Source organism: Comamonas sp. Z1 (assembly GCF_008121555.1).
Taxonomy (GTDB): domain Bacteria; phylum Pseudomonadota; class Gammaproteobacteria; order Burkholderiales; family Burkholderiaceae_C; genus Comamonas; species Comamonas thiooxydans.
This window is the reverse complement of record NZ_VOQT01000006.1, coordinates 1-17,128: the sequence shown is the minus strand read 5'-3', so window position 1 is coordinate 17,128 and position 17,128 is coordinate 1. Positions and strand designations below refer to the sequence as shown.

14 protein-coding genes are annotated in these 17,128 nt (G+C 63.4%); 9 read left to right on the top strand and 5 right to left on the bottom strand.

Translation table 11 applies throughout. From position 1 onward, the window contains the following. Nucleotides 1–54 precede the first annotated feature (54 nt). Nucleotides 55–1,257: an ABC transporter substrate-binding protein gene (locus tag FSY45_RS12905; RefSeq protein ID WP_046461184.1), complete on the bottom strand. Its 1,203-nt coding sequence runs from the start codon at nt 1,255–1,257 to the stop codon at nt 55–57. A 398-nt stretch (nt 1,258–1,655) separates the two neighbouring features. Here FSY45_RS12905 and FSY45_RS12900 point away from each other — a divergent pair, with 398 nt between their 5' ends. Beyond that, nucleotides 1,656–2,429, top strand: coding sequence for a ferredoxin--NADP reductase (locus FSY45_RS12900; protein ID WP_003059561.1), 774 nt, complete (start codon nt 1,656–1,658; stop codon nt 2,427–2,429). Nucleotides 2,430–2,534: 105 nt separating this feature from the next. Here the strand turns inward: FSY45_RS12900 and FSY45_RS12895 are convergent, their stop codons facing one another. After that, the gene (locus tag FSY45_RS12895) at nt 2,535–3,515 is read right to left on the bottom strand and encodes a YihY/virulence factor BrkB family protein (RefSeq protein WP_046461185.1); all 981 of its coding nucleotides are present in this window, start codon (nt 3,513–3,515) and stop codon (nt 2,535–2,537) included. A gap of 365 nt (nt 3,516–3,880) precedes the next feature. On the opposite strand from FSY45_RS12895, the gene FSY45_RS12890 reads away from it, so the two are divergent. Then, the gene (locus FSY45_RS12890; RefSeq protein WP_046461186.1) at nt 3,881–5,419 is read left to right on the top strand and encodes an acetyl-CoA hydrolase/transferase family protein; all 1,539 of its coding nucleotides are present in this window, start codon (nt 3,881–3,883) and stop codon (nt 5,417–5,419) included. A 128-nt stretch (nt 5,420–5,547) separates the two neighbouring features. Here the strand turns inward: FSY45_RS12890 and garD are convergent, their stop codons facing one another. The 3 genes from garD to FSY45_RS12875 form a co-directional block, all read right to left on the bottom strand. Further along, on the bottom strand, nt 5,548–7,113 hold the full coding sequence (gene garD / locus FSY45_RS12885) for a galactarate dehydratase (protein ID WP_046461187.1): 1,566 nt from the start codon (nt 7,111–7,113) through the stop codon (nt 5,548–5,550). Nucleotides 7,114–7,273: 160 nt separating this feature from the next. Further along, on the bottom strand, nt 7,274–8,272 hold the full coding sequence (locus FSY45_RS12880) for a tripartite tricarboxylate transporter substrate binding protein (protein ID WP_012836720.1): 999 nt from the start codon (nt 8,270–8,272) through the stop codon (nt 7,274–7,276). A 50-nt stretch (nt 8,273–8,322) separates the two neighbouring features. Then, entirely contained in the window at nt 8,323–9,618 is a 1,296-nt protein-coding gene (locus tag FSY45_RS12875; protein WP_046461188.1) for a glucarate dehydratase family protein, read from the bottom strand. A 101-nt stretch (nt 9,619–9,719) separates the two neighbouring features. Between FSY45_RS12875 and FSY45_RS12870 the strand changes: the two genes are divergently transcribed. From FSY45_RS12870 to FSY45_RS12840, 7 genes are all read left to right on the top strand, one after another. Next, nucleotides 9,720–10,517 (top strand): FadR/GntR family transcriptional regulator, encoded by a 798-nt coding sequence (locus FSY45_RS12870; protein ID WP_041743873.1) that lies wholly within the window; start codon nt 9,720–9,722, stop codon nt 10,515–10,517. Nucleotides 10,518–10,824: 307 nt separating this feature from the next. Then, complete coding sequence (locus tag FSY45_RS12865; RefSeq protein WP_003070432.1) at nt 10,825–11,802, top strand: tripartite tricarboxylate transporter substrate binding protein; 978 nt, start codon at nt 10,825–10,827, stop codon at nt 11,800–11,802. Nucleotides 11,803–11,844: 42 nt separating this feature from the next. After that, nucleotides 11,845–12,756 (top strand): 5-dehydro-4-deoxyglucarate dehydratase, encoded by a 912-nt coding sequence (kdgD, locus tag FSY45_RS12860; RefSeq protein ID WP_012836723.1) that lies wholly within the window; start codon nt 11,845–11,847, stop codon nt 12,754–12,756. A gap of 56 nt (nt 12,757–12,812) precedes the next feature. Next, the gene (locus FSY45_RS12855; RefSeq protein WP_046461189.1) at nt 12,813–13,772 is read left to right on the top strand and encodes a tripartite tricarboxylate transporter substrate binding protein; all 960 of its coding nucleotides are present in this window, start codon (nt 12,813–12,815) and stop codon (nt 13,770–13,772) included. Between the two features lie 107 nt (nt 13,773–13,879). Beyond that, complete coding sequence (locus FSY45_RS12850) at nt 13,880–14,845, top strand: 2-hydroxyacid dehydrogenase (protein WP_046461190.1); 966 nt, start codon at nt 13,880–13,882, stop codon at nt 14,843–14,845. A gap of 37 nt (nt 14,846–14,882) precedes the next feature. Next, on the top strand, nt 14,883–16,220 hold the full coding sequence (locus tag FSY45_RS12845; protein WP_046461191.1) for an enolase C-terminal domain-like protein: 1,338 nt from the start codon (nt 14,883–14,885) through the stop codon (nt 16,218–16,220). Nucleotides 16,221–16,383: 163 nt separating this feature from the next. Next, a partial coding sequence (locus tag FSY45_RS12840) for an aldehyde dehydrogenase family protein (protein WP_148748103.1) occupies nt 16,384–17,128 on the top strand: 745 nt, incomplete at its 3' end.

The window sequence follows — 17,128 nt, the reverse complement described above, 5'->3', positions numbered from 1 at the left end:
TGAAAAAGCCACCTGCTGCAGTGCAGGTGGCCTGGCATTTTCGCCGAAGCGGAATCAGTTCGCAGTCGCGGGGCGCAGCTTCTTCACTTCCTCGTCCGTGGGCTGGTAGTTCTTGCCGTCGGCATAGTGGTAGTCGACCAGCACGCCGCGTCCCAGCTTCTCGTCATAGGCGGTCTTGCCGATATAGGCGCCCATGGTGGACTGGTTGTCCTGTGCCCGGTAGGTGATGGGGCCGAAAGGCGTGGAGACTTCCAGGCCCTTGAAGGCCGCAATCAGCTTTTCAGTGTCGGGGTCACCCTTGGTCTTGCGCAGGCCTGCGGCAATCGACTGTATGGCGTTGTAGCCCACGATGGTGCCCAGGCGCGGGTAGTCCTTGAACCTGGCCTGATAGGCCTTGAGGAAGGCTGCGTGTTCGGGGGTGTTGATGGAATACCAGGGGTAGCCGGTCACGGTCCAGCCGATAGGCGCTTCCTTCTTGAGCGGATCCAGGTATTCGGGTTCTGCCGTCAGCAGGCCCACGACTTCACGGCCCTTGAACAGGCCGCGTGTATTGCCTTCGCGCACGAATTTGCCCAGGTCGGTGGCGAACAGCACGTTGAAGATGGCATCGGGCTTGGCGTCAGCAAGCGCCTGCACGACGGAGCCGGCGTCGATCTTGCCCAGCGCAGGTGCCTGCTCGGCCACAAACTCGATATCGGGCTGCTTGGCCTTCATCAGCGTCTTGAAGGTGGCAACCGCGGACTGGCCGTATTCGTAGTTGGGGTAGACGATGGCCCAGCGCTTCTTCTTGAGCTTGAGCGCTTCCTCCACCAGCATGGCGGTCTGCATATAGGTGGAGCCGCGCAGACGGTAGGTGTAGTGATTGCCGTCGGCCCAGACGATCTTGTCGGTCAGCGGCTCGGAGGCGAGGAAGAAGCGCTTTTTCTGCTTGGCGTAATCGGTCAGTGCCAGGCCCACATGCGAGAGAAAACTGCCCGTGAGCACATTGATCTTTTCGCGCGTGTAGAGCTCTTCGGCGGCACGCACGGCATCGCCCGGCGTGGCGTTGTCGTCGCGCACGATGAGCTGCAGCTTCTTGCCGGCAATGCCGCCTGCGGCATTAACCTGTTCAACCGCCAGTTCCATTCCCTTCTTGTAGGGCTCCAGAAACGCGGGTTGAGCCTTGTAGCTGTTGATTTCGCCAATCTTGATCACGCCCTGTGCCCAGGCGGGCAGGGCGGCCAGTGTCAGCAGGGGCAGGGACCAGCGCAGCTGCATTGTCATTCTCCTTGGTGCTAGATGGGCGACCATGGCCTGAGACACAGGGTCGCCGCAATCACTAATGCTCAATCTGAGCATTTATATAGACAAATAAAGCGCTTGTTCAAAGCGCGTGGGGAATGATCCTAGAGCAGCGTTTTCCCTGAGTCAAGAACGGCGGGGCAGTTTTTCGTCGATACCGCAGTATCGGACAGCTTCATTCTGCTTATCACTATTCGATCTCAAGACATTGATGGGTGATTCACCCGTTTCTGTGCAATTGCCGGACAATATAGGTCTTGTCCCGCTTGGCAACCGGCAGCCAACGCGCTAGCAGCCCTGACCTGCAGTGCCCCGCCACCGCCCAGCATTTGCCGCGCAGGTTTTCTGCTTAGAGTTTTTATTTCAGACGAATCATGAGTGCTTTTCTTGAAGAACGCGTGCTGTCCGTCCACCACTGGACCGACCGTCTTTTCTCCTTCACCACCACCCGCGACACATCGCTGCGCTTTTCCAACGGCCACTTCACCATGATCGGCCTGAAGGTGGATGGCAAGAACCTGCTGCGCGCCTACTCCATCGCCAGCCCCAATTACGAAGAGCATCTGGAGTTCCTGTCCATCAAGGTTCCCGAAGGCCCTCTGACTTCCAAGCTGCAGAACATCCAGGTGGGTGACACCATCATCGTGGGCAAGAAGCCCACAGGCACGCTGCTGATCGACTATCTGCTGCCCGGCAAGAATCTGTATCTGATCGGCACGGGCACCGGCCTGGCTCCCTGGCTGGCTGTGGCGCGAGACCCCGAGACCTATGAGCGTTTCGACAACGTGGTCGTGGTGCATGGCGTGCGTCAGGTGCAGGAGCTGGCCTATCAGGAGCTGTTCGAGAAGGAATTGCCCGAGCATGAATTCCTCGGCGATATCGTCAAGGGCAAGCTGCACTACTACCCCACGGTGACACGCGAGCCCTTCCGCAACCAGGGCCGTATCTCGGCCCAGATCAACAACGGCACCTTCCCACAAAACCTGGGTCTGCCCGATCTGAATCCCGAGACCGATCGCGTCATGCTGTGCGGCAGCCCCGCCATGCTGTCCGAACTCAAGGAGCTGCTGGAAAAGCGCGGCTTCAAGGAAGGCAACACCACCACGCCCGGCGACTTCGTCATTGAGCGTGCATTTGTGGAAAAGTGATTCCACCTTGCCCCGAGCAAAAGGCCTGCATCAGCAGGCCTTTTTACATTGTCGACATGACGCAGATGGTTGCGAGCCCAGGTATGGCAGTCGATCTCGGCGGCTTCATATGTTCTCCCCTGCATTTTCGGGAAGACGCTGCACATCCATGGGTGTGGCGCTGGACGGCTTGCGCGAGACAAACGGGATGCCCAGCTGGACCTTGGATTTGCTGCAGGCCTTGGCCGTGGCGGCCGAGAACAGCAGGATGGCCGAGGTGAAATAAAACCACATCAGCACGACCACCAGCGAGCCGGCTGCGCCATAGGCCGATACCACGGCGGCGGTGGACAGATACCAGGCCAGGGCCTGTTTGCCGATGGTGAACAGGGCTGCTCCCGTCAGCGAGCCCAGCAGCAGGTATCTGGTGACGGGTTTGATGCCGCTACCCATGCGCATCAGACCCCAGAACAGCAGCACCGCAATGCCGAAGGACAGGCCCTCGTTGATCAGTCCCATCAGCGGGCCCAGCGGCACAAGCTGCAACTTGTCATTGGCCCATTTGGTGATCATCTGGATGGCGGTCGAAAGCACCATGGACACCAGCAGCAAAAAGCCCAGGCCCACGACATAGCTCAATCCCCACAGACGTGAGATGGCCATGCTCCACCAGGGCTTGTTTTCCTGCGGGCGAGACTCTTCGCCCATGGACCAGAGCTTGTCCAGCGAAGCCTGCAGCTCCACAAATACACCGGTGGCGCCCGAGAGCATCATCACCAGACCGAGTACGGACGCTAGCGAGCCCTGATTGGCATTCTGGGCGCTGGCCAGAGCGCTCTTGACGACCTGTGTCGCGCGCTCCCCGACCACGCTTTGTATCTGGCTGATCAAGGTGCTTTCCACATAGCTGCGATCCAGCCACCAGCCCAGTAGCCCCACGACGGCCAGCAACAGCGGCGCCAGGCTCAGCATGCCGTAAAACGACATGGCGGCACTCATGCGCAGACCGTCGGCCTGCAGCCAGAGCTGTACGGAGTCGATCAGCGGTTGCAGGGGTTGGGCGAGGCGTCGCAGCTTGTGCTGCCAGCCGGAGGTATCAAAAGCCATGTGTCGAATTCTGGTTGCTGAACCATGGTGGTTCTGTCAGCCTATGTCTGCTGGCAGTGAGTACGGGCAAATATTTTGTAATTTCCGCCTGCATTCTGGCAACTCTGCCATGGTGGTCGATTTCAGCGGTTTCAAGTTTTCATCCTTTATCCGTTGAGCGATGAATGCTCACTTTTTTGAGTTATGAATCCAACTTCGTCGGCTTCTTTAAAGAAAGCGCATCGGGGTTTTCTCTAGTCAACTACGCTTGGCGACTCTCTGTGTGTCGTAGTTCAATCCGGGTTTGCACCAGTCAAAGTGCAACTATTGAACTACAAAAAAATACCATCCCTCTTCAAGAAGGCTGGCAAGACGAGACACATTACATGCAGACTTCCTTTTCCACCGCTTCTCCTGCAGATCGCGTGCTTTGCCCTGTCTTGCGCGAGCGCATCATGACGGCGGACCAGGCCGCCGGCCTGATTCAATCCGGCATGACGCTGGGCATGAGCGGCTTCACACCCGCAGGTGCACCCAAGGCTGTGCCCCAGGCACTGGCACGCCGCATTGAAGAGCGCAACGCCAACGGCGGAAACTTCCGCATCAGTCTGTGGACGGGGGCTTCGACCTCGCCCGAACTCGATGGCGCACTGGCCAAGGTACATGGCATTGAACGCCGTCTGCCCTATCAGTCGGACCCAACAGTGCGCAAGGAGATCAACGAGGGCCGCATGCAGTATGTGGACATCCATCTGTCCCATGTGGCGCAGCATGTGTGGTTCGGCTTCCTTGGTCATCTTGACGTGGCGGTGATCGAGGTTGCGGGAGTCTTGCCAGACGGTCGCCTGATTCCGTCGACCTCGGTGGGCAACAACAAGACCTGGCTGGAGCAGGCCGACAAGATCATTCTCGAGGTCAACAGCGCACAGCCCGCCGAACTCGAAGGCATGCACGATATCTACTACGGCGCGGCCGTGCCGCCAAAGCGCAAGCCCATACCCATGGAGCATCCGTTCGACCGCATCGGCGAGCCCTATCTGCATTGCGATCCGAGCAAGGTGATTGCCGTGGTGCCCACTGCCCAGCGCGACAGGCTGGCGGCATTCACGGCACCCGATGAAGGCTCCATGCGCATTGCCGAGAACATCATCGACTTTTTGCAGCACGAGGTGAAGGCGGGCCGCTTGCCGCCAGAGTTGCTGCCTCTGCAGTCGGGCGTTGGCAATATCGCCAACGCCGTGCTGGCGGGGTTGAACAAGGGCCCGTTCGACCACCTGAATGCTTATACCGAGGTTCTGCAGGACGGCATGCTGGACATGCTGGAGTCGGGCAAGCTAGATACCGCATCGACCACCTCGCTGGCGCTGAGTCCAGCGGCCATGGAGCGCTTTCTGGCCAACATCGACTATTACCGCCAGCGCATCATGCTGCGCCCGCAGGAGATATCGAACCACCCGGAGCTGATCCGCCGCATGGGTTTGATTTCGATGAACGCGCTGATCGAGGCCGATATGTACGGCAACGTCAACAGCACGCATGTCATGGGCTCGTCCATCATGAACGGCATTGGCGGCAGCGGCGACTTTGCACGCAACGCCTATCTGTCCATCTTCATGACGCCATCCACGGCCAAGGACGGCAAGATCAGCTGCATCGTGCCCATGGTCTCCCATGTCGATCACACCGAGCACGACGTGCAGGTCATCGTGACCGAGCAGGGCCTGGCCGATCTGCGCGGCCTGGCTCCGGTGCAGCGCGCGCGTCTGATCATCGAGAAATGCGTGCACCCCGACTACAAGGCGGCGATGAGCGAGTACCTGGAGCGCGCGCTGCGCGACGCACCGGGCAAGCACACGCCGCATTTGCTCGACCAGGCTTATGCCTGGCATCAGCGCTATCTGAAGACGGGCTCCATGCAGGCCTGAGGGCGCATGCGCAAACCGGAAACGCTGCCATGGCAGCGTTTCTGGCGATTCTGTCTGCAGCTCAGGCAACAGCTTCGCAAAGCGCTCTGGATTTGCAAGCGTTTCAGAGGTGAGGGCGCCGTACGGCTTCAGGTCACCGGGGCCGGGTTGAACAGCACCAGCGCGTTGTGCAACTGCCAATGTTCGGCCCAGGTCTTTTTGCGACCGCTGGCGACATCGAGCATCAGCCTGAACATTTCCCAGCCTATGTCTTCGATCGTGGCCTCGCCGTCGGCAATGCGTCCGGCGTTGATATCCATCAGATCGTGCCAGCGTCGCGCCAGATCGCTGCGCGTGGCCACCTTGATCACCGGCACCTGTGCCAGACCGTAAGGCGTGCCGCGGCCCGTGGTGAAGACATGCAGGTTCATTCCCGCCGCCAGTTGCAGCGTGCCGCAGATGAAGTCGCTGGCCGGCGTGGCAGCATAGACCAGACCCTGGCTGATGTCGCGATCGGCCAGCCGCTGGCCCGGCGACAGCACGCCGGTGATGGGGGCCGTGCCGCTCTTGACGATGGAGCCCATGGCCTTCTCGACGATGTTCGACAATCCGCCTTTTTTATTGCCCGGCGTGGTGTTGGCGCTGCGGTCCACGCGGCCCTTGTCGAGATAGGCGTCGTACCAGGCCATTTCCTCGATCATGGCTTCGGCCACCTCGGGGCTTGCGGCGCGCGAGGTGAGCTGGTCGATGCCGTCGCGTACCTCGGTCACCTCGCTGAACATCACGGTGGCGCCCGCGCGCACCAGCAGGTCGGTGCAAAAGCCCACGGCCGGGTTGGCCGTGACGCCGCTGAAGGCGTCGCTGCCCCCGCATTGCACGCCTACCACCAGGGCGCTGGCGGGTACAGTTTCGCGGCGGCGGGCGTCGAGGCGGCGCAGGTGCTGCTTGGCCTGGCGCATGATGGAGTCGATCATGGACATAAAGCCCACATGGGCCTCGTCCTGCAGACAGACCACATCGAGTGCTGGTTCGCGCTCGTCGACGATGGGAAAGCTGCCCGGCGGCAGCAGGCGCTCGGGCTGCAGCTTTTCGCAGCCCAGGCTGACCACCATGACCTCACCGCCGAAGTTCGGGTTGCGGCTGATATTGCGCAGCGTGCGCTGCGGGATCTCGGCGCCCACGGCGTCGATGGCCACGCCGCAGCCATAGCTGTGCTCCAGGCCCACCACGTCGTCGACATGGGGGTATCGGGGCAGCAGCTCGGACTTGATGCGGCGCACGGCAAAGTCGAGCACCCCGGCCACGCATTGCACCGTGGTGGTGATGGCCAGGATGTTGCGCGTGCCTACCGTGCCGTCCGCATTGCGGTAGCCCTCGAAGCTATAGCCTGTCAGCGGCTCCAGCACGGGCGGCTTGACGGTGGCGATGGGCAGGCCCTCAAGCGAGCGTGCCTCGGGCATCTGTAGCAAGCGCTCGTGCACCCAGCTGCCGGCGGCAATGGGCTTGAGCGCATAGCCGATGATCACGTTGTAGCGGCGCACCTCGCCGCCCTCGGGAATGTCCACCAGCGCCACCTTGTGCGCCTGCGGCACCTTGTCGAGCAGCGTGAGGCCGGACGGCAGCACGGTGCCCGCAGGCAGGCCGCCGTCATTGGCCACGATGGCCACGTTGTCGGCCGCGTGCATGGTGATGGAAAGCGGAAGTGGGGTACTCATGGCAATGTCTCAATTTCCTAGGTGCCTGTCGCAATCGGAGTGCAGCCCTCGCAAACTTCACGTCCCAACTCAGGAACGCCGAGCAAGAGCCGCCTCGCGGCGAAGGCGTTGTCCCCCTCCGCGAAGCGAGAAGGGGGAAGGCGCGAAGCGCCTCAGGGGGTCATTCAGCCTTTATTCCAGCAGACTTGATCACCTTGGCCCACTTGCTCACCTCGGCCTTCTGATAATCGGCCAGCTCGACGGTGCTCATATTCGACGGCAGCATGCCGAAGTTCTTGAGGCGGGCCTGGACTTCGGGGGTGGCCACGATCTTCAGGATTTCGGCATGCAGGCGGTCCACGATGGGCTTGGGTGTGCCGGCAGGGGCGAAAACGGCCTGCCAGGAGCCCATGTCGAAACCCTTCTCGCCGGCCTCGGCAATCGTCGGTACATCGGGCAGCGATTCCAGACGCTTGGAGCTGCTCACGGCGATGGGGCGCAGCTTGCCGGACTGGATGTGCGGGCCGACGACCAGGGCAGTGTCGAACATCATGTCCACCTGTCCGCCCATGACATCCTGCACGGCGGGGCCGCTGCCCTTGTAGGGAACATGGGTGAACTTCACGCCGGTCTGATAGGCCAGCAGTTCCAGCGCCATGTGGTTGGAGGTGCCGTTGCCCGGAGAGGCCGAGGTCAGGCCGCCCGACGAGGCCTTGGCCTTGCTGCCAGCCAGCACGTCAGCCAGAGTCTTGTAGGGGCTGGAGGCAGGCACTACCAGCACCAGAGGGCCGGAGCCGAGCATGGCGACGGGCGTGAAGGACTTGACGGGGTCATAGTCCAGCTTGGAGTACAGGCTGACATTGATGGCGTGCGAGCTGATGGTGCCGCCCAGGATGGTGTAGCCGTCGGCCGGGGCGCGTGCCGCAAGGGCCGAGCCCACGCTGCCGCCGGCGCCGCCCTTGTTCTCTATGACCACGGGCGTGCCCAGGGCCTTGCTCAGCGGCTGCGCAATCACGCGCGCCAGGGTGTCGGTATTGCCGCCGGGGGGGAACGGCACCAGATAGGTGATGGGCTTGCCCGTGGGCCAGTTGCCCTGCGCGGCGGCGGGCATGGCGGCCAGGGCCGTGCCCAGCAGCAGGGCGCTGGCGAGGGAATGTTGGATGAGTGTGCGGCGTTGCATGGTGCTTGTCTCCGGGAAGGGTTTGTCGTTGGAATGGCGTGGAAGCGGGTTCAGAAGCGCGGCTGGTGGCCGGTGAACGCGGGGTCGTACTTGCGCATCTGCCCCAGGTCGTCGCGGTTGCGGATGCCGCAATGCAGATAGTTGTCGTGTAGCCGGGCCAGGGCCTCGGGGTCCAGGCTCACGCCCAGGCCGGGCGTGGTGGGCACGCGCAGGCTGCCCTGCTCGAACTGCAGGCGGCCGCCTTCGACGACTTCCTCGTCCTGCCACGGATAGTGGGTGTCGCAGGCATAGGTCAGCAGGGGCACGCTGGCGCACAGATGCGTCATGGCCACCAGGCTCACGCCCAGATGGGAGTTGCTGTGCATGGACAGGCCCAGGTCGAAGGTGCGGCACAGCGTGGACAGGCGCTGTGTGGCACGTAGGCCGCCCCAGTAATGGTGATCGCTGAGTACGATCTTCACGGGGCAGCCCATGTCGGCGTTGCGGCGGAACTCGGCAAAGTCCGTCACCACCATATTCGTGGCCAGTGGCACATCGCACTCGCGTGCCACGGCGGCCATGCCGTCCAGGCCCGGGGCCGGGTCCTCGTAGTACTCAAGCACGCCGCGCAACTGCTGCACGATCTTCAGGCTGGTTTCCACGGTCCAGTTGCCATTCGGGTCGATGCGCAGCGGTGTGCCGGGGAAAGCCTCGGCCAGCGCCAGGATGCCGGCAGCTTCCTGCTCGGGCGGCAGCGTGCCGGCCTTGAGCTTGATGCTCTGGAAACCGTATTGGTCGATCATGCGCCGGGCCTGGGCCACGAGCTGGGCCGGCGTCAGGGCTTCGCCCCAGGCGTCGGGTGCATAGGGCTGGCCCACATGCTCGGCGTATTTGTAGAACAGATACGCCGAGTAGGGCACGCGGTCGCGTGCGGGTCCGCCCAGCAAGTCAACGATGGGGGCCTGGGCCATCTGGCCCTGCAGGTCCAGCATGGCGACCTCGAAGGCGCTGACCACCTTGGCCACGGTCTTGGAGACATGGGTGCCAGGGGCCAGCGAGACCTGCTGACCCAGAAATTCCGAGGCCGTGAGCTTGGGCGGAGTGACCAGGGCGGCGACACGGGCCTCCATTTCATTGAGGGCCCAGGGCGAGAGCCCGACCAGGGCCGGTGCGGCCTTGGCCAGGGCATCCAGCATGGGTTGGTCGCCATAGCTCTCGTTGATGCCGACCAGACCGGAGGCGGTCTCGATCTCGATGATGGAGCGCAGTGCCCAGGGCTCGTGAATGCCGGCGGCGTTGAGCAGCGGCGGATCACGGAAGGCAATCGGCGTGATGCGGATGTGGCGGATCTGGTGAGAAGTGCTCATCTTGAGATGACTGATGCGGCGCAGGAGCTGCGGGCCGAAGTTGAAATAGAGAGTCTTTGTGGTATGTTGTCGTACAACTGAAAGCCATTATCATCAGGCTCATGAGTACTCAGACATCGGAATTACCCCAATCAAGCCCGTCTTTGCCGCTGACGGAGGGGTACGCGCTGCGCAGCAAAACCAGCAAGGGCAGCCGCAGTCTGGCGAATCTGTTGTCCGAGGAGTTCGAGCACAAGATCCGCCAGGGCCTGCTGCATGAGGGGGACAAGCTGCCCACCGAGTCCGAACTCGTGCGCAGCTATGACGTCAGCCGCACCGTGGTGCGCGAAGCCTTGTCCAAATTACAGGCTGCGGGGTTGGTCGAAACCCGCCATGGCATAGGCACGTTTGTGCTGCCCGCGCGTCAGAGCGCAAGCCCCATGCTCAGCGCGCGCGAGCTCAGCGAGTCCGTCGATGTGCTGGCCGTGCTGGAGCTGCGCATCAGTCTGGAGACCGAGGCTGCGGGTCTGGCTGCCCAGCGCCGAAGCGAAGTCCATCTGAAGGTCATGAGCGAGGCTCTGCAGGAGTTCGAGCATCATTTCGCCCTGGGGCACGACACCGTCGAGCATGATCTGGCCTTTCACCTGAGCATCGCGCAGGCCACAGGCAACCGGTATTTTCAGGACATCCTGCAGCATTTCGGAACGTTGCTGATTCCGCGCAATCGCATCGCCTCCATGCATACGCCGGCACGCGATCCCGACTATCTGCGCCGGGTGAACCGCGAGCACGAGGAGATCTATGCCGCCATCGTGCGCCAGGATGCCGATTCGGCACGCGCCGCCATGCGCATCCATCTGACCAATTCGCGGGAGCGTTTGCGCCTGGCCCAGCGTCTGAGCCTGAGCGCAGAGTCCTGAGCCCGCCGTGCCCAGGCACCTGGGCGGGCGCTTGATGGAAGAGCCTGACCGCAGGAAAGCGCGGCGGACTGCCCGCGGCACGCGGCGGTCGCTGTGCCCCGCTGCGCCAAACATATGAAGGTGCTTTAAAAATAATAGCCTGAAGCGCTAGTCAGTATTGAGTTTGAAGCGTTCTGAATGGACGAAAGTGGCGCGCGCTGAAGCCTGATCAACAGCGGTGACCCGTGCTTACCCTTAGAAAAAATGTCTTGGTGTTCAAAAAAACCTAGTTGTATGATGACTGATCACAACAAGGAGACATTTCACCATGGTCCGACGCACGCACTTTCTGCGCTCTCTGCTGGCCCTGGCGGCCGGCGGTTTGCTGTCGTCCACATTGCTGGCTGCCGATGCCTGGCCCAGCAAGCCCATCCGTCTGGTCGTTCCCTATCCGCCCGGCGGCAGCTCCGACATCATTGCGCGCTCCATCGGGCAGCTGATCTCCCAGGAGCTCAAGCAGACCGTGGTGATCGACAACAAGCCCGGCGCCAATGGCAATCTGGGCGCTGAGTTCGTCGCCCGTGCACCGGCCGACGGCTATACCTGGCTGCTCTGCGATCTCGGCGCGCTGGCCATCTCTCCCTCCATCTATACCAAGCTCAGCTTCGATCCTTCCAAGGCGCTGCGCGGTGCAGCCATGCTGGCCTATTCGCCCCATATGCTGGTGGTGCATCCCTCCGTCCAGGCCAGCAATCTCAAGGAGCTGGTGGAGCTGTCCAAGAAGCAGGACCTGAACTTTGCCGTCACCGCATCGGGCAGTGCCCCCCATCTCGCTGGCGTGGAGCTGGCCCGCATCACTGGCGCCAAATGGGTGTACGTGCCCTACAAGGGCGGTGTGCAGTCGGTCCAGGACACGGTGGCAGGCCAGACCCAGGTGCTGATGAACGGCATGCTGGCCACCTATCCGCATGTGCAAAGCGGCAAGCTCAAGCTGCTGGGCATTTCCAAGAACACCCGCATGCCGCTGATCGCCGATGTGCCGACGCTGGCGGAGCAGGGCGCACAGGGTTTTGCCTCGGGCACCTGGCAGGGCGTGGTGCTGCCCGCCAAGACGCCTGAAGCCGTGGTGCAGCGTGTGAACCAAGTGCTGCTCGCTGCCATCCGCTCCACCGAGGTCCGCTCCCGACTGACCGGCCAGGGTGCCGAGGTCGTCACGATGACGCCCGCCGAAACCGACAAATTCTTCAACGCCGAGCGCGCGCGCTGGCGCGCCGTGGTGCAAGCCGCCCAACTGCAGCTGGACTGAGCTGCCAGATCTTTTTTTGCTCTCCTCTTTTCAAGGATTACCATGACACCCCAAGACCTCAAAGACGTGATGAGTTCCGGCCTGCTGTCCTTCCCCGTGACGGACTTCGATGCCCAGGGCAACTTCAATGCCAAGGGCTATGCCGCGCGCCTTGAATGGCTGGCTCCCTACGGCGCCAGTGCCCTGTTCGCCGCCGGTGGCACGGGCGAATACTTCTCGCTGTATGGCGAGGAATACGGCCAGATCATCAAGACCGCCGTGGATACCTGCCGCGGCAAGGTGCCCATCATCGCCGGCGCCGGCGGCCCCACCCGCAACGCCATCGCCCATGCCCAGGAGGCAGAACGACTGGGCGCCCACGGCATTCTGCTGATGCCTCATTACCTGACCGAAGCCGGCCAGGAAGGCCTGATCGCCCATGTGGAGCAGGTCTGCAAGAGCGTGAAGTTCGGCGTCATCGTCTACAACCGCGACCGTTCGCGTTTCACGCCCGAATCCCTGGCCATCCTGGCCGAGCGCTGCCCCAACCTGGTGGGTTTCAAGGACGGTCTGGGCAATATCGAGACCATGTCCTCCATCTTCATGAAGATGGGTGATCGCTTCGCCTATCTGGGCGGACTGCCCACGGCCGAGGTCTATGCGGCCGCCTACAAGGCTCTGGGTACGCCCGTCTACTCCTCTGCCGTCTTCAATTTCATCCCCAGGACGGCGATGCAGTTCTACGAGGCCGTGCGCAGCGATGACCAGGCCACACAGCACAAGCTGCTCAAGGAATTCTTCATGCCCTACCTGAAGATCCGCAACCGTGTCGAAGGCTATGGCGTGAGCATCATCAAGGCCGGCGCCAAGCTGGTCGGCCACGATGCCGGTCCCGTGCGCGCTCCCCTGACCGACCTCAAGCCTGCCGAGATGGAAGAACTCAAGGTCCTGATCGACAAGCTCGGCCCGCAATAAGACCCGATGCAGGGGCCAGGCCAAGAACCGGGCCCTGCGTCTTCAGGAGACAAGGCATGAAAAAAATACTGATCACGCTGGGTGCCGCCCTGGCCCTGGCCGCCCAGGCGGCCAGCAGCTTTCCCGACAAGCCCGTCAACATCATCGTGCCCTTCCCGGCCGGTGGCTCCACCGACACTGTGGCGCGTGCCCTGGCCCTGAGCATGGGCGAGCAACTGGGCAAGCCCTTTGTCGTGGAAAACCGTCCTGGAGCCACGGGCACCATCGGTGCGGGAGCCGTCAAGCGCGCCGCGGCCGATGGCTACACCCTGCTGGTGGCTTCGCTGGGCCCTTTCGTGGTGACCCCTCATATGGTGAAGAACGTGCCCTATGACGCCGGCAAGGATTTCGACTACATCACCATTCCCGTGCAGGCGCCCAATGTGCTTGTCGCCAGCCCGACGCAAAAGGCCCGCAGCGTGAGCGAGGTGATCGCCGCGCTCAAGGCCAATCCCGGCAAGATCAGTTTTGCCAGCTCCGGCAATGGTTCCTCGGACCACTTGTCGGCCGAGCTGTTCTGGCAGCAAACGGGTACCGAAGCCGTGCATGTGCCTTACAAGGGCGGAGCTCCGGCCATCACCGATCTGCTGGGTGGTCAGGTGGATTTCTCGTTCCAGAACGTCAACGCCGTGCTGTCCCATCTGCGTAGCGGCAAGCTGCGCGCCATTGCCGTGACCGGAACCCAGCGTTCGCCCGTGCTGCCCGATGTGCCCACACTGGCCGAGTCCGGTGTCAAGGGCGCGGAGGTCTATTCGTGGCAAGGCATGGCCGCTCCCAAGGGCCTGCCGGTCGATGTGAAGGCTAGATTGTCCAAGGCCGCGATCGCCGCCGTTCAGCAGCCCGACATCCGCAAGCGCTTTGTGGAACAAGGGCTGGAAATCGTGGGCAACACGCCCGAAGAATTCACGCGCTTTCAGGCACAGGAGAACGAGCGCTGGAAGCAACTGATCCATACCCGCAAGATCACCGCAGATTGAGCTAGAAACAACGGGACGGCCCCCAGGCCGTTTCCCGCAGGCCAGCCACCACGCAGGCCCTTTTCACCGGGGCTTTCAGTCCCCGCAAGTTCCAAGGATTTCAAGGCATGGCGACCATCCGACCACGCGTTCTTCAATACGGCCAGATGCCACTGGCCCAACTCGACGCCGAACTGGCTCAGGCCTATGACGTACATATCCTTTCTCAGGAAGCCGATCCCGACCGTTTCCTGGCCGAGCATGGAGCGCAGTTCGAATACCTGGTCACCTCGGCCGCCATGGGCCTGCCCGCCCGTGTGGTCGACGCTCTGCCAAAGCTCAAGTTCGTGAGCAGCTTTGGCGTGGGCTTCGATGCCCTGGACAAGGATGCCCTGCTGCGCCGCGGCGCGCGTGTGGGCTACACGCCCGGCGTGCTCGACGACTGTGTGGCCGACCTGGCCTTTGCCCTGCTGCTGGACGCTACACGCGGCCTCAGCGAATCCGACCGTTTCGTGCGCCGTGGCGACTGGAGCCGGGGCCGCTTCGGCATCCGCACCCGCGCCAGCGGCAAGCGTCTGGGCATCTTCGGCATGGGCCGCATCGGCAGCACCGTGGCGCGCCGCGCCTCGGGCTTCGACATGGAAGTGGCCTACCACAACCGCCGCCCCGTCGAAGGCTCGTCCCACCAGTACCTGCCCTCGCTGCTGGAGCTGGCGCGCTGGGCCGACATCCTGGTCATCACCGCCGCCGGCGGTGAAGGCACGCGCCACCTGGTGAATGCCGAAGTGCTGGCCGCGCTGGGCCCGCAGGGCTTCCTGGTCAACGTGGCCCGCGGCAGCGTGGTCGACGAGGTCGCCCTGGCCGATGCCCTGGAGAACAAGCGCATCGCCGGTGCGGGCCTCGACGTATTCGAGGACGAGCCCCGCCCCCTGCCGGCCCTGCTGGCCCTGGATAACGTGGTGCTGGCACCCCATATCGCCAGCGGCACCCACGAAACCCGCCGTGCCATGGCCGACCTGGTGCTGCTGAATCTGCAGCAGTTCATCGCCACGGGCCGCCCAGCGGCCGAGGTGCCCTGGTCCGCCGCGCAGTGATGTCCCTTTCCCTCCGAGTCTGTTGAAGAGTCTTCCCATGTCCACTACCCCGACCATCACCGCCATCGAAGTCATTCCCGTCGCCGGCCGCGACGGCATGCTCATGAATCTCAGTGGCGCCCACGCGCCCTACTTCACCCGCAACATCGTGCTGGTGCACGACAGCGCGGGCCACACGGGTGTGGGCGAGGTACCGGGCGGCGAAGGCATTCGCCAGGCGCTGGAGGACAGCAAGCAGGTGTTGATCGGCCGCTCCATCGGCCAGCACCTGCAGCTGCTGCAAGAGCTGCAGAAATCCCTGGAAGGCCGCGACACCGGCGGCCGCGGCTTGCAGACCTTTGACCTGCGCATCGGCGTGCACGCGGTCACGGCCATCGAATCCGCCCTGCTGGACCTGCTGGGCCAGCACCTGGGTGTGCCCGTGGCCGCCCTGCTGGGCGAAGGCCAGCAGCGCGATCGCGTGGAAATGCTGGGCTACCTGTTCTTCGTGGGCCCCAGCGACAAGACCGGCCTGGACTACGTCAAGCCCGGCGAAGACAAGCTGGGCACGGACGACTGGACCCAGGTGCGCCACATGACGGCCATGACGCCCGAGGCCATCGTGCGCCAGGCCGAAGCGGCCTACGCACGCTACGGCTTCAACGACTTCAAGCTCAAGGGCGGCGTGCTGGCCGGCGAGCAGGAAGTCGAAGCCGTGACCGCGCTGGCCAAGCGTTTCCCCGAGGCACGCGTCACCCTGGACCCCAACGGCGGCTGGCTGCTCAAGGACGCCATCCGCCTGATGCGCGATATGCGCGGCGTGCTGGCCTATGCCGAAGACCCCTGCGGCGCCGAAGGCGGTTTCTCGGGCCGCGAGGTCATGGCTGAATTTCGCCGCGCTACCGGCCTGCCCACGGCCACCAACATGGTCGCCACCGACTGGCGCCAGATGGTGCACGCCCTGTCGCTGCAGTCCGTGGACATCCCGCTGGCCGACCCCCATTTCTGGACCATGGCCGGCTCGGTGCGCGTGGGCCAGACCTGCCGCGACTGGGGCCTGACCTGGGGCTCGCACTCCAACAACCATTTCGACATCTCGCTGGCCATGTTCACCCATGTGGCCGCCGCGGTGCCCGGCAAGGTCACGGCCATCGATACACACTGGATCTGGCAGGACGGCCAGTACCTCACGCAGCAACCCCTGCAGATCAAGGGCGGTTTTGTGGAGGTGCCCAAGACCCCCGGCCTGGGGGTGACCGTGGACCGCGAGGCGCTCAAGCGCGCCAATGCCCTGTATCTGGAGCACGGCCTGGGCGCGCGTGACGACGCCATTGCCATGCAGCACCTGATCCCCGGCTGGAAGTTCGACAACAAACGGCCTTGCATGGTGAGGTAATGCCTCCCCCCTGAGGCGCTGCGCGCCTTCCCCCCAGGGGGACGACGCCATCGCTGCGGGGCGGCGCGGCCGGCCAGGCCCTTGCTCGGCGTCTCTGGCCTGGGCCGCGCCCTGATTTGCACGACGCTTGCTTCGCGTTCCTCTTTTTCTTACGGAGAACTCCATGTCCCGCTACGACAATCTCATCAATGGCCAGTGGACGGCTGCTGACAGTTATTCCCCCAACACCAATCCCAGCGATCTGTCCGATCTGATCGGCGCGTACGCCCAGGGCGGAGCATCCGATGTGCAGGCCGCCGTGTCTGCTGCCGCTGCAGCGTTTCCGGCCTGGTCCACCTCGGGCATACAGGCGCGCTCCGACGCCCTGGACAAGATAGGCACGGAGATCCTGGCGCGCAAGGCGGAGCTGGGCGAGCTGCTGGCCCGCGAAGAAGGCAAGACCCTGCCCGAAGCCATTGGCGAAGTCGGCCGCGCGGGCCAGATCTTCAAGTTCTTTGCGGGTGAATGCCTGCGCCTTACTGGCGAGACCCTGCCGTCGGTGCGTCCCGGCATAGGCGTGGAGATCACGCGCGAGCCGATCGGCGTGGTCGGCCTGATCACGCCCTGGAACTTCCCCATCGCTATCCCGGCCTGGAAGATCGCCCCGGCCCTGGCCTTCGGCAACTGCGTGGTCTTGAAGCCCGCCGATCTGGTGCCCGGCAGTGCCTGGGCCCTGGCCGACATCATCCACCGCTCGGGCATCCCCGCCGGTGTGTTCAACCTGGTCATGGGCCGAGGCCGCGTGATCGGCGAAGCCCTGGTGAACCATGCCGATGTGGCGGCCATCAGTTTCACGGGCTCGGTGGGCGTGGGCCGCGGCATTGCCGAAGCCTGCGTCAAAAGCGGCAAGAAGGTGCAGCTGGAAATGG